This window comes from Daejeonella sp. (assembly GCF_044342615.1).
GTDB lineage: Bacteria > Bacteroidota > Bacteroidia > Sphingobacteriales > Sphingobacteriaceae > Daejeonella.
Genome location: NZ_JBIIPN010000017.1, coordinates 1 through 17,706, shown reverse-complemented (window position 1 = coordinate 17,706; position 17,706 = coordinate 1). Strand labels below are relative to the sequence as shown.

General features: G+C 35.6%; 19 protein-coding genes. 16 read left to right on the top strand and 3 right to left on the bottom strand.

What is annotated here, in order from left to right; all coding sequences use genetic code 11:
- Positions 1–127: 127 nt before the first annotated feature.
- The 3 genes from ACIQ0D_RS02850 to ACIQ0D_RS02840 are packed head-to-tail and all read right to left on the bottom strand — an operon-like array spanning position 128 to position 3,087.
- Complete coding sequence (locus ACIQ0D_RS02850) at positions 128–598, bottom strand: gliding motility lipoprotein GldH (RefSeq protein WP_395802921.1); 471 nt, start codon at positions 596–598, stop codon at positions 128–130.
- A gap of 6 nt (positions 599–604) precedes the next feature.
- Positions 605–1,939, bottom strand: a complete 1,335-nt coding sequence (locus ACIQ0D_RS02845) for a stage 0 sporulation family protein (protein ID WP_395802919.1) — start codon at positions 1,937–1,939, stop codon at positions 605–607.
- 2 nt (positions 1,940–1,941) lie between these two features.
- A complete protein-coding gene (locus tag ACIQ0D_RS02840) occupies positions 1,942–3,087 on the bottom strand; it encodes an ATP-binding protein (protein ID WP_395802917.1) in 1,146 nt (381 codons plus the stop codon).
- A 185-nt stretch (positions 3,088–3,272) separates the two neighbouring features.
- On the opposite strand from ACIQ0D_RS02840, the gene ACIQ0D_RS02835 reads away from it, so the two are divergent.
- The 16 genes from ACIQ0D_RS02835 to ACIQ0D_RS02760 all read left to right on the top strand — a co-directional run.
- The gene (locus ACIQ0D_RS02835) at positions 3,273–4,700 is read left to right on the top strand and encodes a pyridoxal phosphate-dependent decarboxylase family protein (protein ID WP_395802915.1); all 1,428 of its coding nucleotides are present in this window, start codon (positions 3,273–3,275) and stop codon (positions 4,698–4,700) included.
- A 59-nt stretch (positions 4,701–4,759) separates the two neighbouring features.
- Positions 4,760–5,179 (top strand): Holliday junction resolvase RuvX, encoded by a 420-nt coding sequence (gene ruvX / locus ACIQ0D_RS02830; protein ID WP_395802937.1) that lies wholly within the window; start codon positions 4,760–4,762, stop codon positions 5,177–5,179.
- Positions 5,180–5,212: 33 nt separating this feature from the next.
- Complete coding sequence (locus tag ACIQ0D_RS02825) at positions 5,213–5,851, top strand: O-methyltransferase (protein WP_395802913.1); 639 nt, start codon at positions 5,213–5,215, stop codon at positions 5,849–5,851.
- 46 nt (positions 5,852–5,897) lie between these two features.
- Positions 5,898–6,743 carry a glucosaminidase domain-containing protein gene (locus tag ACIQ0D_RS02820; RefSeq protein ID WP_395802911.1) on the top strand — a complete coding sequence of 282 codons (846 nt, stop codon included), beginning with the start codon at positions 5,898–5,900 and terminating at the stop codon, positions 6,741–6,743.
- Between the two features lie 56 nt (positions 6,744–6,799).
- A complete protein-coding gene (locus ACIQ0D_RS02815; RefSeq protein ID WP_395802909.1) occupies positions 6,800–7,552 on the top strand; it encodes a hypothetical protein in 753 nt (250 codons plus the stop codon).
- A gap of 269 nt (positions 7,553–7,821) precedes the next feature.
- Positions 7,822–8,820, top strand: coding sequence for a DUF3078 domain-containing protein (locus ACIQ0D_RS02810; protein ID WP_395802907.1), 999 nt, complete (start codon positions 7,822–7,824; stop codon positions 8,818–8,820).
- A 65-nt stretch (positions 8,821–8,885) separates the two neighbouring features.
- Positions 8,886–9,392 carry a hypothetical protein gene (locus ACIQ0D_RS02805; protein ID WP_395802905.1) on the top strand — a complete coding sequence of 169 codons (507 nt, stop codon included), beginning with the start codon at positions 8,886–8,888 and terminating at the stop codon, positions 9,390–9,392.
- A 163-nt stretch (positions 9,393–9,555) separates the two neighbouring features.
- The gene (gene ffh, locus ACIQ0D_RS02800) at positions 9,556–10,896 is read left to right on the top strand and encodes a signal recognition particle protein (protein WP_395802903.1); all 1,341 of its coding nucleotides are present in this window, start codon (positions 9,556–9,558) and stop codon (positions 10,894–10,896) included.
- A gap of 77 nt (positions 10,897–10,973) precedes the next feature.
- The gene (locus tag ACIQ0D_RS02795; protein ID WP_395802901.1) at positions 10,974–11,594 is read left to right on the top strand and encodes a hypothetical protein; all 621 of its coding nucleotides are present in this window, start codon (positions 10,974–10,976) and stop codon (positions 11,592–11,594) included.
- A complete protein-coding gene (locus ACIQ0D_RS02790; RefSeq protein WP_395802899.1) occupies positions 11,591–11,899 on the top strand; it encodes a winged helix-turn-helix domain-containing protein in 309 nt (102 codons plus the stop codon). The genes ACIQ0D_RS02795 and ACIQ0D_RS02790 overlap by 4 nt, the downstream gene beginning before the upstream one ends.
- Positions 11,900–11,951: 52 nt before the next feature.
- Complete coding sequence (gene creD / locus ACIQ0D_RS02785) at positions 11,952–13,355, top strand: cell envelope integrity protein CreD (RefSeq protein WP_395802897.1); 1,404 nt, start codon at positions 11,952–11,954, stop codon at positions 13,353–13,355.
- Between the two features lie 11 nt (positions 13,356–13,366).
- Positions 13,367–14,122: an oxygenase MpaB family protein gene (locus ACIQ0D_RS02780; RefSeq protein ID WP_395802895.1), complete on the top strand. Its 756-nt coding sequence runs from the start codon at positions 13,367–13,369 to the stop codon at positions 14,120–14,122.
- 98 nt (positions 14,123–14,220) lie between these two features.
- Positions 14,221–15,759, top strand: a complete 1,539-nt coding sequence (locus ACIQ0D_RS02775) for a YifB family Mg chelatase-like AAA ATPase (protein WP_395802893.1) — start codon at positions 14,221–14,223, stop codon at positions 15,757–15,759.
- A gap of 171 nt (positions 15,760–15,930) precedes the next feature.
- Entirely contained in the window at positions 15,931–16,209 is a 279-nt protein-coding gene (locus tag ACIQ0D_RS02770; RefSeq protein WP_395802891.1) for an ORF6N domain-containing protein, read from the top strand.
- Between the two features lie 3 nt (positions 16,210–16,212).
- On the top strand, positions 16,213–16,869 hold the full coding sequence (gene msrA, locus ACIQ0D_RS02765) for a peptide-methionine (S)-S-oxide reductase MsrA (RefSeq protein ID WP_395802889.1): 657 nt from the start codon (positions 16,213–16,215) through the stop codon (positions 16,867–16,869).
- Between the two features lie 70 nt (positions 16,870–16,939).
- Positions 16,940–17,706, top strand: a 767-nt coding sequence (locus tag ACIQ0D_RS02760) for a M16 family metallopeptidase (RefSeq protein WP_395802887.1), incomplete at its 3' end; no start/stop codon positions are given.

Here is a 17,706-nt window from a genome sequence, read left to right as displayed (position 1 = left end):
ATTGAAAACACATAAAGTGGATGAGAAGAGTCGAGCAAAATTACTGATGACAAACAGAAAACGATCAGAAATATTGTCAACCAGATAAAATATCGGCTTAAAAGAAAGCGTTTAAGAACATTCATAATTATTGGGCTTTTTCAACACGAATTCCAGCATCGCTTACATGATTTAATGGATTATCTCTCATGTTCTGCTCTAGTTCAAAAATATATGTTCCAGCTTTAGGGAATTTATAGTTCTCCTTAAATTTGATTTGATAGCTGTACTTATTTCCAGAACCACTACCCAGCCATTCTCCATCGGCCAATGCCAATTGAAACTCTTTTCGCTCGGTGATTTTCTTTCCATTTGGCGATGTAAGGTGGATAAGGATAAAAATATTTGAATACTTATAATCAGCGGTATGACGTAAATTAAAATATAAATTATAAGGAATATTTGCCGAGTCAATCTTAACCGGGATCTTAACTTTTTGGGCATAAGACCAATTGCGTTTGTTCAATTCAATATTCGTATCCACAACAGTTTGGGTATCCTGACATGAAAACAAAATTATTGAAAACAGAATTAAAAATGACGATTTTAAGTATTTCATTCTATTTTATTCAGTAGGACGCTCTCGATTATTGTTTGGTCGATTATTCTTGCGCCGTTTATTGTTTCTATTAGCTCCGGCAGGGCGCTCAACAGTCTGCTGTTCGGCACTTGGATTTGGTCTAGGAGGATTTGGAAGAACTTCTGGTCGAGCACTTTGAGTCGCTACACCAGCCTCAGCTTGATTATTTCCTAGTCCTTTTGGTCTATTAGGTTTCTTCCGGTTATTCTTTTTGTTTCTTCCGCCTTTATTATCCAAACGAGTTAAGCTATCCTGCCCTACAACATTTTCATAATCAAATACTTTAGCTAGCACTGGCTTTTCCTCTTCAGGAAGCTCCTCTTTCAAGAATTCTGGCTTTATTCCCTCTTTATTTAATTTCTGAACCTCCTTTACTCGTGCGATATCTAAAGCAATCCAATTTTCATCATTTGGATAACTAAACCACATCAGTTTTTTGAAAATATCAGTTTTTTGATGCCTTACAGTTCCCGTTTGGGTTTCTAAACGATCTACATTATCCGGAATATCCTTCAAGGCATCCATATAAGTATCGAGCTCATAATTGAGACAACATTTTAACTTACCACACTGACCAGCAAGTTTTAAGGTATTTAGAGATAGATTTTGATATCGCGCAGCAGAAGTAGAAACTGTTTTAAAATCAGTTAACCAAGTTGAACAGCAAAGCTCACGCCCGCAAGAGCCGATTCCACCTAAACGACTCGCTTCCTGACGCATACCAATCTGGCGCATTTCGATACGAATACGGAAGGTCTCAGCCATCTTTTTGATAAGTTCTCTAAAATCTACACGACCTTCCGCTGTATAATAAAAAGTAGCTTTTGTACGATCACCTTGATAATCTACATCACTAAGCTTCATTGCCAAACCGAGTTCTTTGGCCAAAACTCTCGATTTATGCATAGTCTCAAATTCAAGATCTTTAGAAATCTTCCATTTTTCAACATCTGTTGGAGTGGCCTTGCGATAGATTTTTTTGACTACATCTTCTATTCGAACATTTCTTTTCTTGAGCTGCATACGAACCAACTCACCAGTTAAAGAAACGTGACCAATATCATATCCACCGGTTGTTGTTTCAACTGCAACAAGCTCACCAGCTTCAAGATAAAGGTTATCTGTATTAAGAAAGAACTCTTTTCGAGAGCCCTTGAATTTTATTTCAATAATATTAAATGGCTTAAAATTAGAGGGCATATCCATGTGAGATAGCCAATCATACACATCTAATTTACTACAACCATTGGTCAAGCAAGAGCCATTACTCTTACATCCGGCAGGGGCACAGCCACCTGTTGAACAACTTCCACATCCCATATCTAAGTCAGTATATATTGAGTCCCCGAAGGGAGCGTATTAAACTTTAAAATCTTTACGAACTGTAAAGATACATCTAAAAATAAAATTTTAGGATTCGCATTTCGTTCAATGTGATAATGAGCCTTTTCCAACTCATTTACAATTGCCTCGGCTTGAGCAATATCCAAGTGTTTACTGAAGTTTTTTACAAAGTCCATTTCCGAATTTTGCAAATGCACCAATTCTTCAGCGCCCGAAATAATCATGATACACTCCCTAATCAGGTTCACACCATATTGAATAAGGTTCTTTTGATTTTCACGACCCAATTTAGAAGCCGATTCAACAAATTCAAAAATCTGACTTCCCTTATCTCCGAAAGTCATGCGCATCCAAGAAGAAAAGATCTTAAAATCATCACTTTCCTCTTCTTTCAATAAATTTAAAGCGGTTTGCAAATTCCCATCGCTTAAATAAGCGATACGGCTAGCTTGAGCTTCAGGTAAATTTTTATTTTGAACTAGATAATCAACAATATCTTGCTTACTCAAAGCTGGAATTTTAACAAGCTGAGTTCTAGATAAAATCGTATTTAATATCTGATCTTGATTTTTAGCCACTAAAATAATTAATGTCTTCTCAGCCGGCTCCTCCAATGTTTTTAATAATCTGTTCCCCTCATTTTTTAAATATTCAGGAAGCCAAATTATCATGGTTTTAAATTCCGATTCAAAGGGTTTTAGGGATAAACGATGAAGAATATTTAAACACTCCGGTTTATTAATATTGGGCTGTTTATTTTCAGCAGCTAAGCGATTTCTCCACTCATTAAGATCAAAATATGGGTTATTTAAAACTAAATCGCGCCATTCTTCTAAATCGGGTAAAGCATTTTCTTTCTCCCCACCTCTAAAAAACGGATATGAAAAATGTAAATCGGGATGAATTAACTTACCATACTTTCTACAAGATGCACACTCACCACAACTATCGGCCTCTTGACGGTCGGTACAAGAAATAAATTGCGCATAAGCCAGTGCCAATGCAAAATTTCCGGAACCATCAGGACCCAAAAATAATTGCGCATGACTCACCCGGTTTTCTCTAACCGATTGAATCAATTGTTCCTTAACTTCTTTCTGACCAATTATCTCTCGAAACAGCATCGTGCAAAATAAGAAAAATTATGCTTTTTGATCGAATCTGATTCTATATGAAAAATTGTACAAAGCTTTTACGATAAAATAACATTCAAAATACATCCCTTCATGGGCATTTGATCGATATATTAAATTTTAGCTCTGCATGCCTCTAAAAAAGCTTAATTTTGTAAACCAATTATAAAATTCGTTTGAAAACAGATAAAACTGAAAAATTAACTCTTTCTAGAAAAGAGATGCAAGACTTTGGTTATAAGGTAGTTGATGCCATTGTTGATCATTTTGAAAGCCAAGATCAAAAACTTCCTGTTGCTACAGCCAGCAGAAAAGAAATTGATGCCCTATTCATGGAAGATGCACCCGAAAAGCCAATGGCTCCGGATGATGTTCTTCAATTTGTTCTGGAAAATGTGATGACCAACAGTAATGTCATGACTCATCCAAAGGCCTATGCTTTTGTACCCGGACCAAGCAATTATATTAGTGTAATGTCGGATGCATTAGCCACAGGGTTTAATATTTTTGCCGGTGGATGGGTAGGTTCACCAGCTGCTGCAGGAATAGAAATCAGTACCCTAAACTGGTTGTTAAAACTCTTTAATTTCCCGGTAAAAAAAGGTGGTGGTATTTTCACGAGCGGTGGATCCATGGCAAACTTAACTGCCTTAGCAACTGCACGAAAAGTAAAATGTGGTGAAGATTTTTCAAAAGCAATCATTTATCTATCAGATCAGGCTCATTCATCTAATATTAAAGCAATAAATATTCTTGGCTTTAAAAAAGAACAGGTGAGAATAATTCCTACCGATATTGAATTTAAGTTTTCAATAAATAAACTAAAGAATGCTATTGCCAAAGATAAAATTGAAGGTTTACAGCCCTTTTGTTTAATCGCCTCGTCGGGAACCACCAATACTGGCACCGTAGATCCGCTTGAAGAATTAGCACAAATCTGTAAAACTGAAAATATTTGGCTTCACGTAGATGGAGCCTACGGTGCAGCAGCAATGCTTGCCAAAAATGGTAAAAAAATACTCAGGGGCATCGAAAAAGCCGACTCACTAACCGTTGATCCTCATAAATGGCTCTTCCAACCCTATGAAATTGGATGTCTTTTAGTACAAAATCATACCTGGCTGAAAAGCACTTTTACCGAAAAACCAGTTTACCTGAGGGATATTGAAGGCAACCAATCAGAAATAAACTTTTATGATCATGGCATCGAACTGACTAGGAATTTTAGAGCCTTAAAGTTTTATATGTCAATAAAAACCTTCGGACTACAAGCTTTTAGAAAAGCAATTGACTATAGCATCAAACTTGCAGAAGAAGTAGAAACGGACTTGAGAAAAAGTAATAAATGGGAAGTTGTTTCACCAGCAACATTGGCAATCATCAATTTTAGATACAATCCGGTATCCAAGAAATTGTCTGAAAAAAAACTAGATGCCATCAATCAAAAAATATCTGCTAAAATGATGGCATCCGGAGAAGCGCTGCTTGTAACCACCATTTTAAATGGGCAGGTAGTTTTAAGAATGTGCCTAATTAATCCAAGAACTACATTAGAGCATGTGAAAGAAACGCTAACACTTTGTGAAAAGTTTGCTTTAGAATAATCAATTTAGGTATTTAATATAGCTTAATCCTATATTTGAACACATCAACAATTTATGCTATGCGAATTCTTGCTTTCGATTATGGTACTAAACGCATAGGCATTGCAGTTACTGATCCCTTGCAAATTATAGCAACGGGACTAGATACTATTCATCCTAAGGATATTATAGATTATCTCAAAAAATATCTTTCAACTGAACAGGTAGAGCTTTTTATTGTTGGTGAGCCTAAACAAATGAATGGAAGTCCTTCACAATCGGCGCCGCACATAAAAGGATTTATCGGTTTATTAAACAAGAATTTTCCAGAAATACCAATAGAACGGATGGATGAACGTTTTACCTCTAAAATGGCATCGGCAGTAGTGGCTCAAAGCGGGTTTAAAAAGTCTGATCGGCAAAATAAAGAGCGACTGGATACTATCTCTGCGACTATCATATTGCAGAGTTACCTGGAGAAAAAAAGCCTGGGACTATAAAAAGCGGAAAATCAAAATAATTATCTTTAAGCCATGGAGCTATTAAGTGAAGAACTAAGTAACTATCTTGAAAATTCATGTGAGCCTGAAAACGACTTACTCAAACATATTAATCGAGAAACACATCTTAAAGTTTCTATGCCTAGAATGCTTTCTGGACACTATCAAGGTAGATTACTAAGCATGATAAGCAAAATGATTGCACCGCAAAGAATTCTTGAAATTGGTACGTTTACCGGATATGCTACACTTTGTTTAGCAGAGGGACTGCAAAAAAATGGACTTATTTATACCATTGATATTAACGAAGAATTGGAAGATATGGTCCGAGTAAACTTTAAAAAGTCGGATTTCGATCCGCAAATTAAATACCAAATTGGAGATGCCAAGCAAATCATTCCGACTTTAAATGAAACGTTCGACCTAGTTTTTATTGATGCCGACAAGAAAAATAATGCTACTTATTATGAAATGATTATGGATAGTGTTAGGTCTGGCGGACTGATACTCATTGATAATGTATTGTGGAGCGGTAAGGTATTAGACCAGGAAAAAACAGATCAGAAAACAACATTTATCAATAATTTTAATGAGAAGGTTAGTTCAGACTCACGCGTTGAAAAATTGATACTACCTGTTAGAGACGGACTATTTATAGTTAGAAAGAAATAATTTTTTAAATAGATTAACATTGCCATAATTCATAGCATTTCAATTAATGAAAAATACATTCGTCCTTTTATTCATTTTAAGTGTCCTAACAAGCTCCTGCGGTTTATTAAAAAAGCATAGTTCTGCACCTGTTAATCCCGTTAATAAACCGAACGAACCTGTCAAAAGTCCAGAAAAGCCTAATACCGTAAGTCCCTCAAACACAAAAACTTCTGCCGAAATTTATGTCGATAAATTTAAAAATATCGCAATTCGCGAAATGAAGAGTTACGGTATTCCAGCTAGTATTACACTAGCACAAGGAATATTAGAATCAGGAAGCGGAAATAGTAAACTTGCAAGAGAGGCAAATAATCATTTCGGCATAAAATGTACAAGCGACTGGACAGGTGGGAAAATTTTTGAAGATGATGATAAGGAAGATGAATGTTTTAGGGTATATAAATCTGCTGAAGAATCATTCCGTGATCATTCTGAATTTTTAAAAAGGAAGCGCTATGCAGCCTTGTTTGAACTCAACAAAAATGATTATCGGGGATGGGCCACGGGTTTAAAAGCTGCGGGCTATGCAACCAATCCAAAATATGCGGATCTATTAATTAGTCTGGTGGAGCGTTATAATCTCAATCGATTTGATCAAGCAGAAATTGAAAATATTCCGGTAGTTAAAGAAGAAAAGGTATTTAGTCAAGTTGCTAATAACATCCCTAAGGATAAACCTGAAGTAGAAACTAAAAAAGCTCCCGCCATGAAAATTTACGAAGTAAAATCAGGTGATACTCTAACTTCTGTTTCTAAACAATTTATGATTAGTGTGGAAGAACTAAAAATACTTAATGAACTCGAAAACTCAAGTTTATTTCCTGGTCAATTATTATTAGTGTCTAAATGAGTTAACAAATGTTAAAATTTACTCAGGTTTATTCATAATCTATTAGTTTTATCGGATTGAAAAAGATTATTTATTTATTACTACTACTTTCTTTCCCAGTTTGTAGTCTATTAGCGCAAGAAAAAGCCATTCAGGGAATTGTATTTGATATGGATTCTAAGCAGCGATTAACACGTGTTTATATTTTTAACACGCGTAGCGGCGAAGGCTTTTATAATACTACAAAAGGGGAGTTCAAAACCAATGTACAAGAAGGTGATATTTTGGTAGCTGCCCTTCAGGGTTATGGTGTAGATACCATAAAAATACGTTCTGAAAATACCATACTCTTTTATTTAAAGCGGAACATCATCCAATTACAAGAGGTAGTGGTGAAAGATACCTTAGGTAGTCCGGCAGATCGATTAAAGGCCCAAAGGGAAGAATATAGCTCTGCCTATAGCAAAGGAGCGGTGGGAGATATTTTTAATATGGGTGGAAGTAATGGAGGCGGTGGCGCAGGTTTAAGTATCGACGCACTATACAGCTTATTGAGTAGGCAGGGTAAAAATGCCAGACTATTACAAAAAATTATTGAGCGCGATTATCGTGATGCAATGATTGAATATAGATTTACCAAAACACTCATCAACAGAGTTACAGGTCTAAATGGTGCTAAACTTGTCGATTTTAAACAACAATATAAGCCAGGATATTATTTTATTCTAGAATCCAATGATTATGATTTGATTGAATACATCAAAAAATCATACTTGTCTTATTTAGAAAACCCAGCAGCATACCGCTTACAACCGCTTAACGGTCAATAAAGGTATTTTTATCATCTGTTTCCCAAAACTTAGGGTACAAGGATTAGCTATTATCCCTTTATATTTTAAATCTTGCGATAAATTATTTTGTTTATAAGAACATTTATACTTCTTATAGAAACATACTCTTCGAACGAGAAGCCTATGAGAATGATTCAAACCTCAATTATTTAAAAATAGAAAATTCGCTAATGGCTGGATTATCTTAAAAAGTCCAGAAAAAGCTAAAAAACTTATTAAAAGAATTCTTTTTTGTTTTTCTTTGTCCTATGTTTAAAAGATTCCTGGCAATTATTTTCATCCTATTTGGCTTTTGCTCAAACTCCATCGCGCAAAAAACAGAGGCGGATACAACTTTAATTAAGGGCTTAAAACAAAGTCCTAAGAAAAATATTCTTCCAGTTAGGCGTCCTGTCTTATTTCCAGAAGTAATTAATCCTAGTCCGATTCCTGATTTAAAAGTTAAAGTGAATTATTGGCGTAACTTAACGCTCTTCGGTATAAATGTTAACCAAGCAACCTTTAGTGATAATTGGGGAGCCGGAGGAGTTAATTCTTTAGCACTTGGTGGGCAATTTTCATACAAAACAGATTATACCAAGAGTGATAAAAACTTTGCCTCCGAACTCATCTTACAATATGGAAAACTCAAAAATAAAGATCAGCTAGCACGCAAAAGTGCCGATCGTATTTTTTGGGATAATAAACTCGCTCTAAAACTTTCTAAAGACTGGTATTTCTTTGGATCTCTAAACTTTGAATCTCAATTTGATTTAGGATATTCTTTCTCTAGAGATGCACAAGGCAACGAAAAAAGAACGCTGCTTTCTAAATTTATGGCTCCCGCATACCTAACTCAATCATTTGGATTTGAGTATAAGCCAGTAAAACATTTCTTTGTACGTATTGGTACGGGTACTGCCCGACAAACATTTGTGTTAGATACCAATTTATATAAAACTAATCCCAAAAATTTCGGGGTCACACCTGGCCAAACATTTAGAAATGAGCTGGCATTTCAAGTTGTAAGCTCTTACAACAAAGAAATTGCAAAAAACTTAATCCTAAATAGCCGCTATGCTATGTTTGCCAATTATGAGAAACTATCAAGTATTGATAATAGATTGGATGTAACTTTAATTGCAAACGTTAACAAACTTATTAATGTTTCGCTATCTGGTATTTTGTTATACGATGATGACTCTGACAATAAAATGCAGGCTAGTCAAACCATGACTTTCGGACTAGTTTATAAATTAGCTAATTAATTTCAAATTACAAAACTTTCTATTTTGTATTTTTCGTATATTTATAAAATAATAATTTAAATAATATGAAAAAGATACTTTCAATTCTATTTTTATCAATACTTATTTCTTCTTGCGAAAAAGGAGTTGTAGAATCAGATTTTGATAAAAGCTTAAGCGTTTGGCTTAATTTCAAAAAATCAGTAAACAATAATTATTCTTATACCGTAAGAACGGAATCCTGGGCGGGATTTGGTGATAGCACAATTATTTCTGTCCAAAACGGAAATATTACTGGTAGAAAATATGCTAGCTACGTTATAGATTCACAAACAGGTAAGAAAAACCCTACAGGTAGTTGGACTGAAACAAAGGCTGATTTAAATTCACATGATTCTGGTGCACAGTCAATTACCATTGATGCTATTTATGAAAAAGCATCCTCAGAATGGCTAAAAATTAATAAAAATGAGAATACTATTCACTTTGAAACCAAAAACCAAGGAATGATTTCTACTTGTGGCTATACCAATAAAAACTGCAAGGATGATTGTTTTGTAGGAGTAGTAATTAGCAATATTAAAGGAGAATAATCCGAATAAAAACACCTCAATTCTACCATTAGATTAATTTAATAGCTTTTTAAATTAATCTATCGTTAGAATTTTTTTATCCTATTAAAACAGAATCAATAATTATTTTAAAGCTATTGTTCAGAAAGCTTAACTTTGTATTTGGTATTAGCTGATTGAAACGATGTTTGAAAATTTACAGGATAAACTTGATAGAGCCTTTAAAGTATTAAAAGGACAGGGTAGTATTACAGAAATTAACGTGGCAGAAACCATGAAAGAGATTAGAAAAGCTCTTTTGGATGCCGATGTTAACTATAAAACCGCCAAAGCATTTACCGATGATGTAAAAGAAAAAGCACTCGGACTCAATGTTTTAACCTCAATTTCTCCAGGACAGTTATTAACTAAGCTCATGAATGATGAGCTGGCTGCTTTAATGGGCGGGACTGTTGATGAGTTAAATATTTCAGCGAATCCTACGGTAATTCTTATCGCCGGACTAAACGGTGCGGGTAAGACTACCTTCTCGGGAAAGCTTGCAAATTACCTAAAAAATCAAAAAAATAAGAAGCCATTATTGGTTGCTGGTGATGTGTACCGTCCCGCTGCAATTGATCAATTGGAAGTCTTGGGTGGCCAAATTGATGTTCCAGTTTATACAGATCGTAATTCTAAAGATCCTGTAGCTATTGCCATGGCCGGGATTGCAGAAGCGAAAAAGAACGGACAAAATATAGTCATCATCGATACCGCCGGTCGTTTAGCGATTGATGAAGGCCTAATGACTGAAATAGCCGAGGTTAAAGCACAAACCAAACCACATGAGATTCTTTTTGTGGTGGATTCAATGACGGGTCAGGATGCGGTAAATACTGCGAAAGCATTCAACGACCGACTTGATTTTACGGGTGTTGTTTTAACCAAATTAGATGGTGATACTCGTGGTGGTGCTGCACTTTCTATTAAATCAGTAGTAAATAAACCCATCAAATTTATTGGTACCGGCGAAAAAATGGAAGCCTTGGATGTATTTTATCCAGATAGAATGGCTAGCCGTATTCTCGGTATGGGTGATGTGGTTTCCCTTGTTGAACGTGCTCAAATGCAGTTCGATGAGAAAGAAGCAGCTGAACTACAAAAGAAAATTCGCAAGAATAAATTTGATTTCAATGACTTCCTAAGTCAAATCCAACAGATCAAAAAAATGGGTAACATGAAAGATTTGATGGGCATGATTCCAGGAGTTGGAAAAGCCATTAAAGATGTTGAAATCGATGATAATGCCTTTACTCCAATCGAGTCTATCATTCGCTCCATGACTCCCTATGAACGCGAAAATCCAGATTCAATCAATCAGGCTAGGCGGACTAGAATAGCAAAGGGCTCAGGAACCAACATCACGGAAGTGAATAAGTTGATTAAGCAATTTGAAGATATGCGAAAAGTAATGAAGCAATTTTCAAACCCTGCCGCTGCCGCTAAAATGATGAAAGGTATGCCTAAAATGCCTTTTGGGAAGTAAATCAATAATTCATTGAGAAAATAAATCTTGCACAACTCATATTTAATTATTTACTTTGTAAATCAAAGTACTTTTAAATGGAAGAAAAAGACATTCATTCAGAGCTGGCCTCAATCAGATCCATCATGGAACGCTCATCTAAATTCCTATCTCTTAGTGGATTATCGGGAATATTGGCTGGAATATATGCATCCATAGGAGCATTTATTGGATATAATCTTGTTTTTGAAAAATATAACAACTTAATAATTACTGATTCCTATTCAGACAGCCCTAGCATTTATCATTCATTATATATCATTGCAGCTCTAGTTTTATCCCTCTCTATAGTCACAGGAATTCTACTTTCTATCCGCGAAGCAAAAAAGAGAAAAGAAAATTATTGGAATCCGGTAAGCAAACGCCTAGTTACAAATATGGCTATTCCACTAATTACCGGTGGATTATTCATTGCCATATTAATTTTAAAATCTGATTATAAATTAATAGCAGCATCATGCCACTTATTTTATGGCCTAGCACTTATCTCAGCAAGCCAATACACCTTTTCTGATGTTAAATATTTGGGTGCTTGTCAAATTATTTTAGGACTATTATCTGGCTGGATGCCTGAATATGCATTTATTTTCTGGCTAACAGGATTCGGATTTCTACACATTGTTTATGGATCAATCATGCACTTTAAATACAAACAGTGAAGAATAATAGCCTAGAACAGTTTAATAAAGTCTTTGAAAACCGTATTCGCTTGCAAATTATGAGCGTATTGGTTGCCAATGTGAGTTACGACTTTAATTCGCTCAAAGAATTATTAGAACTGACTGATGGGAATCTTGCATCACATCTTAAAGCCCTAGAAAAAGAAGCATATATTTTAATCAACAAAACTTTTATAGGCAAAAAACCAAATACACAATACGCTGTCTCCGAAAAAGGAAAAGCTGCATTTATCAAACACCTTGATGCACTCGAAAATTTAATTAAACAACAAAAAACAAACTAATATTTTTTTATTTAATCACTTTGAAATACAAAGTACTTTTAATCAACAAATTATGAAAATTGAACTTACAACAGAAAACAAAGATCTCAAAAGCCGACTAGGTGGATCAGTACTATTCAAATTGGCCTTAATTGGCTTTTTAACACTTATTCTATTGATTCCAAGTGGATTAATTCAAGATTTGATTTCTGAACGTGAAAGAAGACAAGAGGAGGTCAACCTAGAAATTTCCGATAAATGGTCGGGAAGCCAGTTAGTGCAAGGACCAGTACTCGTTCTTCCCTACAAAACAATTCAAAAAATTATTGATTCAGAAAGTGGAAAAAGTACTAGCAAAGAACTAATTAGCAATATTTATATTCTACCTGAAACCATTAAAATCAATTCTAAAGCTGAACCTGAAACACTTCACCGTGGTATTTTTGATGCGGTAGTGTATAAGTCGCAAATTAAAGTTAATGGTACATTTAGCGCTTTAGAAATCAAAAAATCAGGCATAAACCCAGAAATGATTTTATGGGAAAAAGCAAAGGTGGTAATTGGCTTAAGCGATTTGAAAGGCCTTGATAATAAGCCAATTATAAAGCTTGATAAACAAAATCATGAAGTAGAACCCGACTTCACCTCGCTTAAGCTTTTCACAAATAATTTGATTATTCTTCCTGATTTAAGCAGCAATAAAAACACAAAGCTTGATTTTAGTTTCGATTTAAATATCCGAGGAAGCAATCAACTTAGCTTTTTACACATCGGCAAAAACACAACAGTAAATATTGAAGGAACATGGAAAAACCCAAGTTTTATTGGTCGCTATTTGCCTGAACAACGTAGTATTTCTGACTCCACCTTCTCTGCATCTTGGAAAATGCCTTATTTCAATAGACCTTTCCCACAACAATGGGTGGAAGAAAACTCCAATATGATTAGCCAAGATTCGACCAGTGAAAACAGTATCAAAGCACAAGATATTCGTGGAGCATTCGGAGTTAAATTCCTAATGCCAGTTGATCAATATCAAAAAACCTTCCGCACTGCAAAATATGCCATACTAGTTATTTTATTAACCTTTATCTCTCTATTGTTTACGGAGCTTTTGAGCAAGAAAAAGGTTCACCTACTTCAATATGTTTTAATTGGTGCAGCCATGATTATTTTTTATGCCCTTTTACTATCACTAAGTGAGCAATTAGGCTTTAATTTAGCTTATTTTATTGCATCGATAGCAACAGTGGGGCTAATCGGTTTATTTATTCAATCACTACTTAAAAGCAGAAAAACAGCGGTGCTTTTCGCCGGAATCCTAGGCCTTTTATACAGCTTTATTTTCATAATTATTCAGTTGCAAGACATGGCACTATTAGTAGGAAGTGTGGGATTATTCCTTATCATCGCAGCTTTAATGTACCTATCACAAAAGGTAAGTTTTGAAAAAAATGTTGAACTACATTCAAATTAAAAGGTAAAGGAATGGAGAATTTTGTAAACCAAGACTCGATAGTCCGTAAAATTTGGGGGGATGGAGATACCATTCTCCTAATTTTTGCGGGTGCATCTGCCGAATTTGCTTTAAATAAAGCCGTCGACTGGCTTTATTTTACAGGTAAACTTCCTGCAGATCCATTAAAAAGACTTTTTTCTACTGTGGCCTATGCCCGTCAAATTGTTTTTTCGGATTATAATGATGCCAATATCGCCATTGACAAGATTAATAGTATTCACAAAGGGGTAGAAAAGTCGCGCGGAAAAACCATTCCCGATTGGGCTTATAAGGATGTTTTATACATGCTTATTGACTACTCCATCCGATCATTCGAGCTCCTAGAAAGACCATTAAGTATGAAAGAAAAAGAAGAAGTCTTTGAGGTTTTTAACCGAATGGGCGCACGAATGAAATTAGCAAATTTGCCTCAAAACTATCACGAATGGCAAATTTTACGAAATAAAGCACTCAATGAGAACCTGCTTAATGGCAATTTCACCAATGACCTTTACAAACAATACAAAAAACATTTAGGATGGTTTAGATACCAAATACTTCTCCAAGCACAAATGGTACTGGTCCCGAAAAGGGTAAATCAATTGCTAAACTTAGGTTTTAATCCCATTTTCAAAGGACTTATAAAAGTTTATCAATTAAGTAAAAGAGTGGGAATAGGTTCATTTATAAAGTTTATGATTATGCCACCCGAATACAAAAAAGAGATCATTGCATTAGATAGTTAATCGCTCATTTAATGAAATAGATACCGTTCGCTAAATTAGAAGCACCATTCACTAAATATTCTCATTGGAGGCATTGATGCTTCCTAAATTAGAATATTATGTTAGCAAAGACCTTTGGCAGTGCCGTTTATGGTATCGAAGCAATTACCATAACTATTGAAGTGAATATCAGTAGTGGACTTAATTATTTTGTTGTAGGGCTTCCCGATAATGCAGTTAAGGAGAGCATGCTTCGTATCGAAAGTGCGCTCAATAATTCTGTCTTTCAAATGCCTCGGCAACGAATTATTGTCAATCTGGCTCCAGCCGATATTCGCAAGGAAGGCTCGGCATACGATCTTACCATTGCCATAGGTATTTTAAGCGCTTCTGGTCAATTTTTAAGCACAAGATTAGAAGAATATCTTATTCTCGGTGAGCTTTCCTTAGATGGTGGTATACAGCCCATTAAAGGCGCACTCCCAATCGCTATTCAAGGAAAAAGAGATGGGTTCAAAGGATTAATTTTACCAAAGGAAAATGCTCGTGAAGCAGCAATTGTGGATAATTTTGAGGTTTATGGGGTGAGTAGTCTGGCAGAAGTCATAGGCTTTTTTGAAAATACGATCAATTTAGAACGAACTATCGTTAATACCCGAGAGGAATTTGGCTATAAAGTCAATAATTATGATAGTGATTTTTCGGATGTTAGAGGACAAGAAAATATTAAACGTGCCCTCGAAATTGCAGCTTCTGGGGGTCATAACGTAATATTAATCGGTCCGCCAGGTGCAGGTAAAACCATGCTAGCCAAACGCCTACCTACTATTTTACCACCGCTTGATCTATATGAAGCTCTTGATACCACTAAAATTCATTCTGTTGCGGGTAAACTTTCCGCAAGCGATTCTTTAATGACTATCAGACCTTTTAGATCTCCTCATCATACAATTAGTGATGTAGCGTTAGTCGGCGGAGGTACCAACCCACAACCAGGCGAAATTTCTTTAGCCCATAACGGTGTGCTTTTCTTAGATGAACTTCCAGAATTTAAACGAACCGTACTCGAAGTGATGCGTCAACCTCTAGAAGAGCGGCGAGTTACTATCTCAAGAGCAAAGTCCACTGTAAATTACCCAGCTAGCTTTATGCTCGTAGCCTCAATGAATCCTTGCCCATGCGGATATTTTAATCATCCAGAAAAGGAATGTATTTGTGCTCCAGGAGTGGTACAAAAATACTTGAGTAAAATATCCGGCCCTTTGCTCGACCGCATCGACCTTCACGTGGAAGTTACACCAGTAAATTTCAATGAACTAGCTTCCGAGCGATTGAGTGAAAAAAGCATGGACATAAGGACACGTGTCACAAATGCCAGAACCATTCAAATTGCCCGTTTTGAAGATAGGGAAGATGTTTTTTGCAATGCTCAAATGAGTCCGAATATGGTACGCAAAATCTGTAAAATTAGTGATAGCGGACAAGCATTATTAAAACAAGCAATGGAGAAATTGGGACTTTCTGCTCGGGCTTATGATCGTATTTTAAAGGTTGCAAGAACCATCGCCGATTTAGCTGAAAGCGAAGAAATTAAGCTTGAACATCTGGCAGAAGCTATACACTTTAGGAGTTTAGATAGAGAGGGGTGGGCGGGGTGATATTTTGGTACGAGGCGCATGCTGGTAACAGCTTCTCTAACAATTAGATTTTTATACTTAGAATAAACAAGTCATTTTTTATTGAACATTAAATTAATAAAGGAATCAAAATTGAACCCTAAAAACACCCAACAATCGATTCATGATGAAATATTGATAAGCAAAATATTTATGATTCGTGAACAAAAAATAATGATTGATAAAGATCTGGCAGAGCTTTATGGAGTTAAAGCAATACGATTAAGGGAGCAGGTAAAACGAAATAAAAACCGATTTCCTGAAAATTTTATGTTTCAATTATCTGAAAAGGAGGTTGAGGACATGGTATCGCAAAATGCGATACCATCTAGACAATCATTGGGAGGGACTTTACCCTATTCACAGTTGTCATGTATATGTCTGATTTTACCTCCATTTCAGTCTATCCAGAAAGCTATTGCGTATATTTAAAAAATGAAAAAAATGAAACGCTATCTAAACATTATACCTGCACTGTCACTTCTATTGGTTTTAATTTCCTGTGATGCCATTTCTCAGAAAAAATCAGATGTTAGAAAAGTAAATCTTAGTGCCCCAAAAGGAAAAGCCATCGCTGCCTTTGCTGAAGGTTGTTTTTGGTGCTCTGAGCATATTTTTGAATCGGTAGCAGGGGTCGACTCGGCCATTTCGGGATATGCAGGTGGAAACGTACCCAACCCAACTTATGATTTAGTGAATACCGAAACAACTGGGCATGCAGAAACAGTACTCGTTTATTATAATCCTCGGGTAATTTCTTATGCCGAATTATGTAAAGTGTTTTTTGCTTCGCATGATCCAACTACCCCAAATCAGCAAGGTCCCGATAAAGGCTCATCTTACCGATCCATCTTATTTTATAATGGACCAACAGAAAAAGCTAGTGCAGAACAGTCTGTTAGAGATATTAGCCAATCAGGCAGGTTTAAGAAAGCAATTATTACCCAATTAAAACCACTTACAGAGTTCTATAGGGCCGAAGAATATCATCAAGATTATATTGAAAAAAATCCTAATCAGGGATATGTAAGAGCCATTTCTATTCCACGTTACAACTTATTTAAAAAAACTTATAAAGGTAAACTGAAGTAATTATCACATTTTAGGACCCAAAACACACAAATGATTTAATTCTAAAATCAATTCTATACCTTTAGTTTATATGGATTATCAGGTTCACCAATTGCAAAACGGAATACGTGTTTTGCATAAACCAAGCCCTTCAAATATTTCGCATGCATGCATTATAATTAATGCTGGTTCGCGTGATGAAGGTCATGCAAAGGATGGACTTGCCCATTTTATCGAACACCTTCTCTTTAAACAAACCGAGAAAAGAAACACCAACCAGATTCTAAACCGCTTGGAGCTTGTTGGCGCAGATTTAAATGCCTATACCACAAAAGAATATACCTGCGTTCATGCTTCCTTTTTAAAACCACATTTGGAAAGATCCCTCGACCTTTTCGAAGATATCATATTCCATTCTGTTTTTCCAGAGGAAGAAATGAAAAAGGAAAAGGAGGTTATTTTAGATGAGATTTCATCCTATCAAGATCAACCTGACGAAGCTATAAATGATGATTTTGAAGACCTACTTTTTGAAGGTCACTCTCTGGGAAGAAATATTTTAGGTACACCCGAATCCGTAAAAAGCTTTCAAAAAAAGGATATTCAACAATTTATGAAATCCAATTACCGTACAGATGAAATCATTATTGGCATCTTAGGTGATTATAATTTCAAATCAATTATTCGCATCTGTGAAAAACTTTATGGAAAAATTCCGGCCAATCTTCCAAAGCGCACACGTGAAAAAATAAGTCATTATACGCCCCAAAAATGCGTTTTTGCTAAGCCCATCAACCAAGCTCACTGCGTAATTGGTAAGCGTGCATACTCATTTCATGATAAAAACAGGACCGCCTT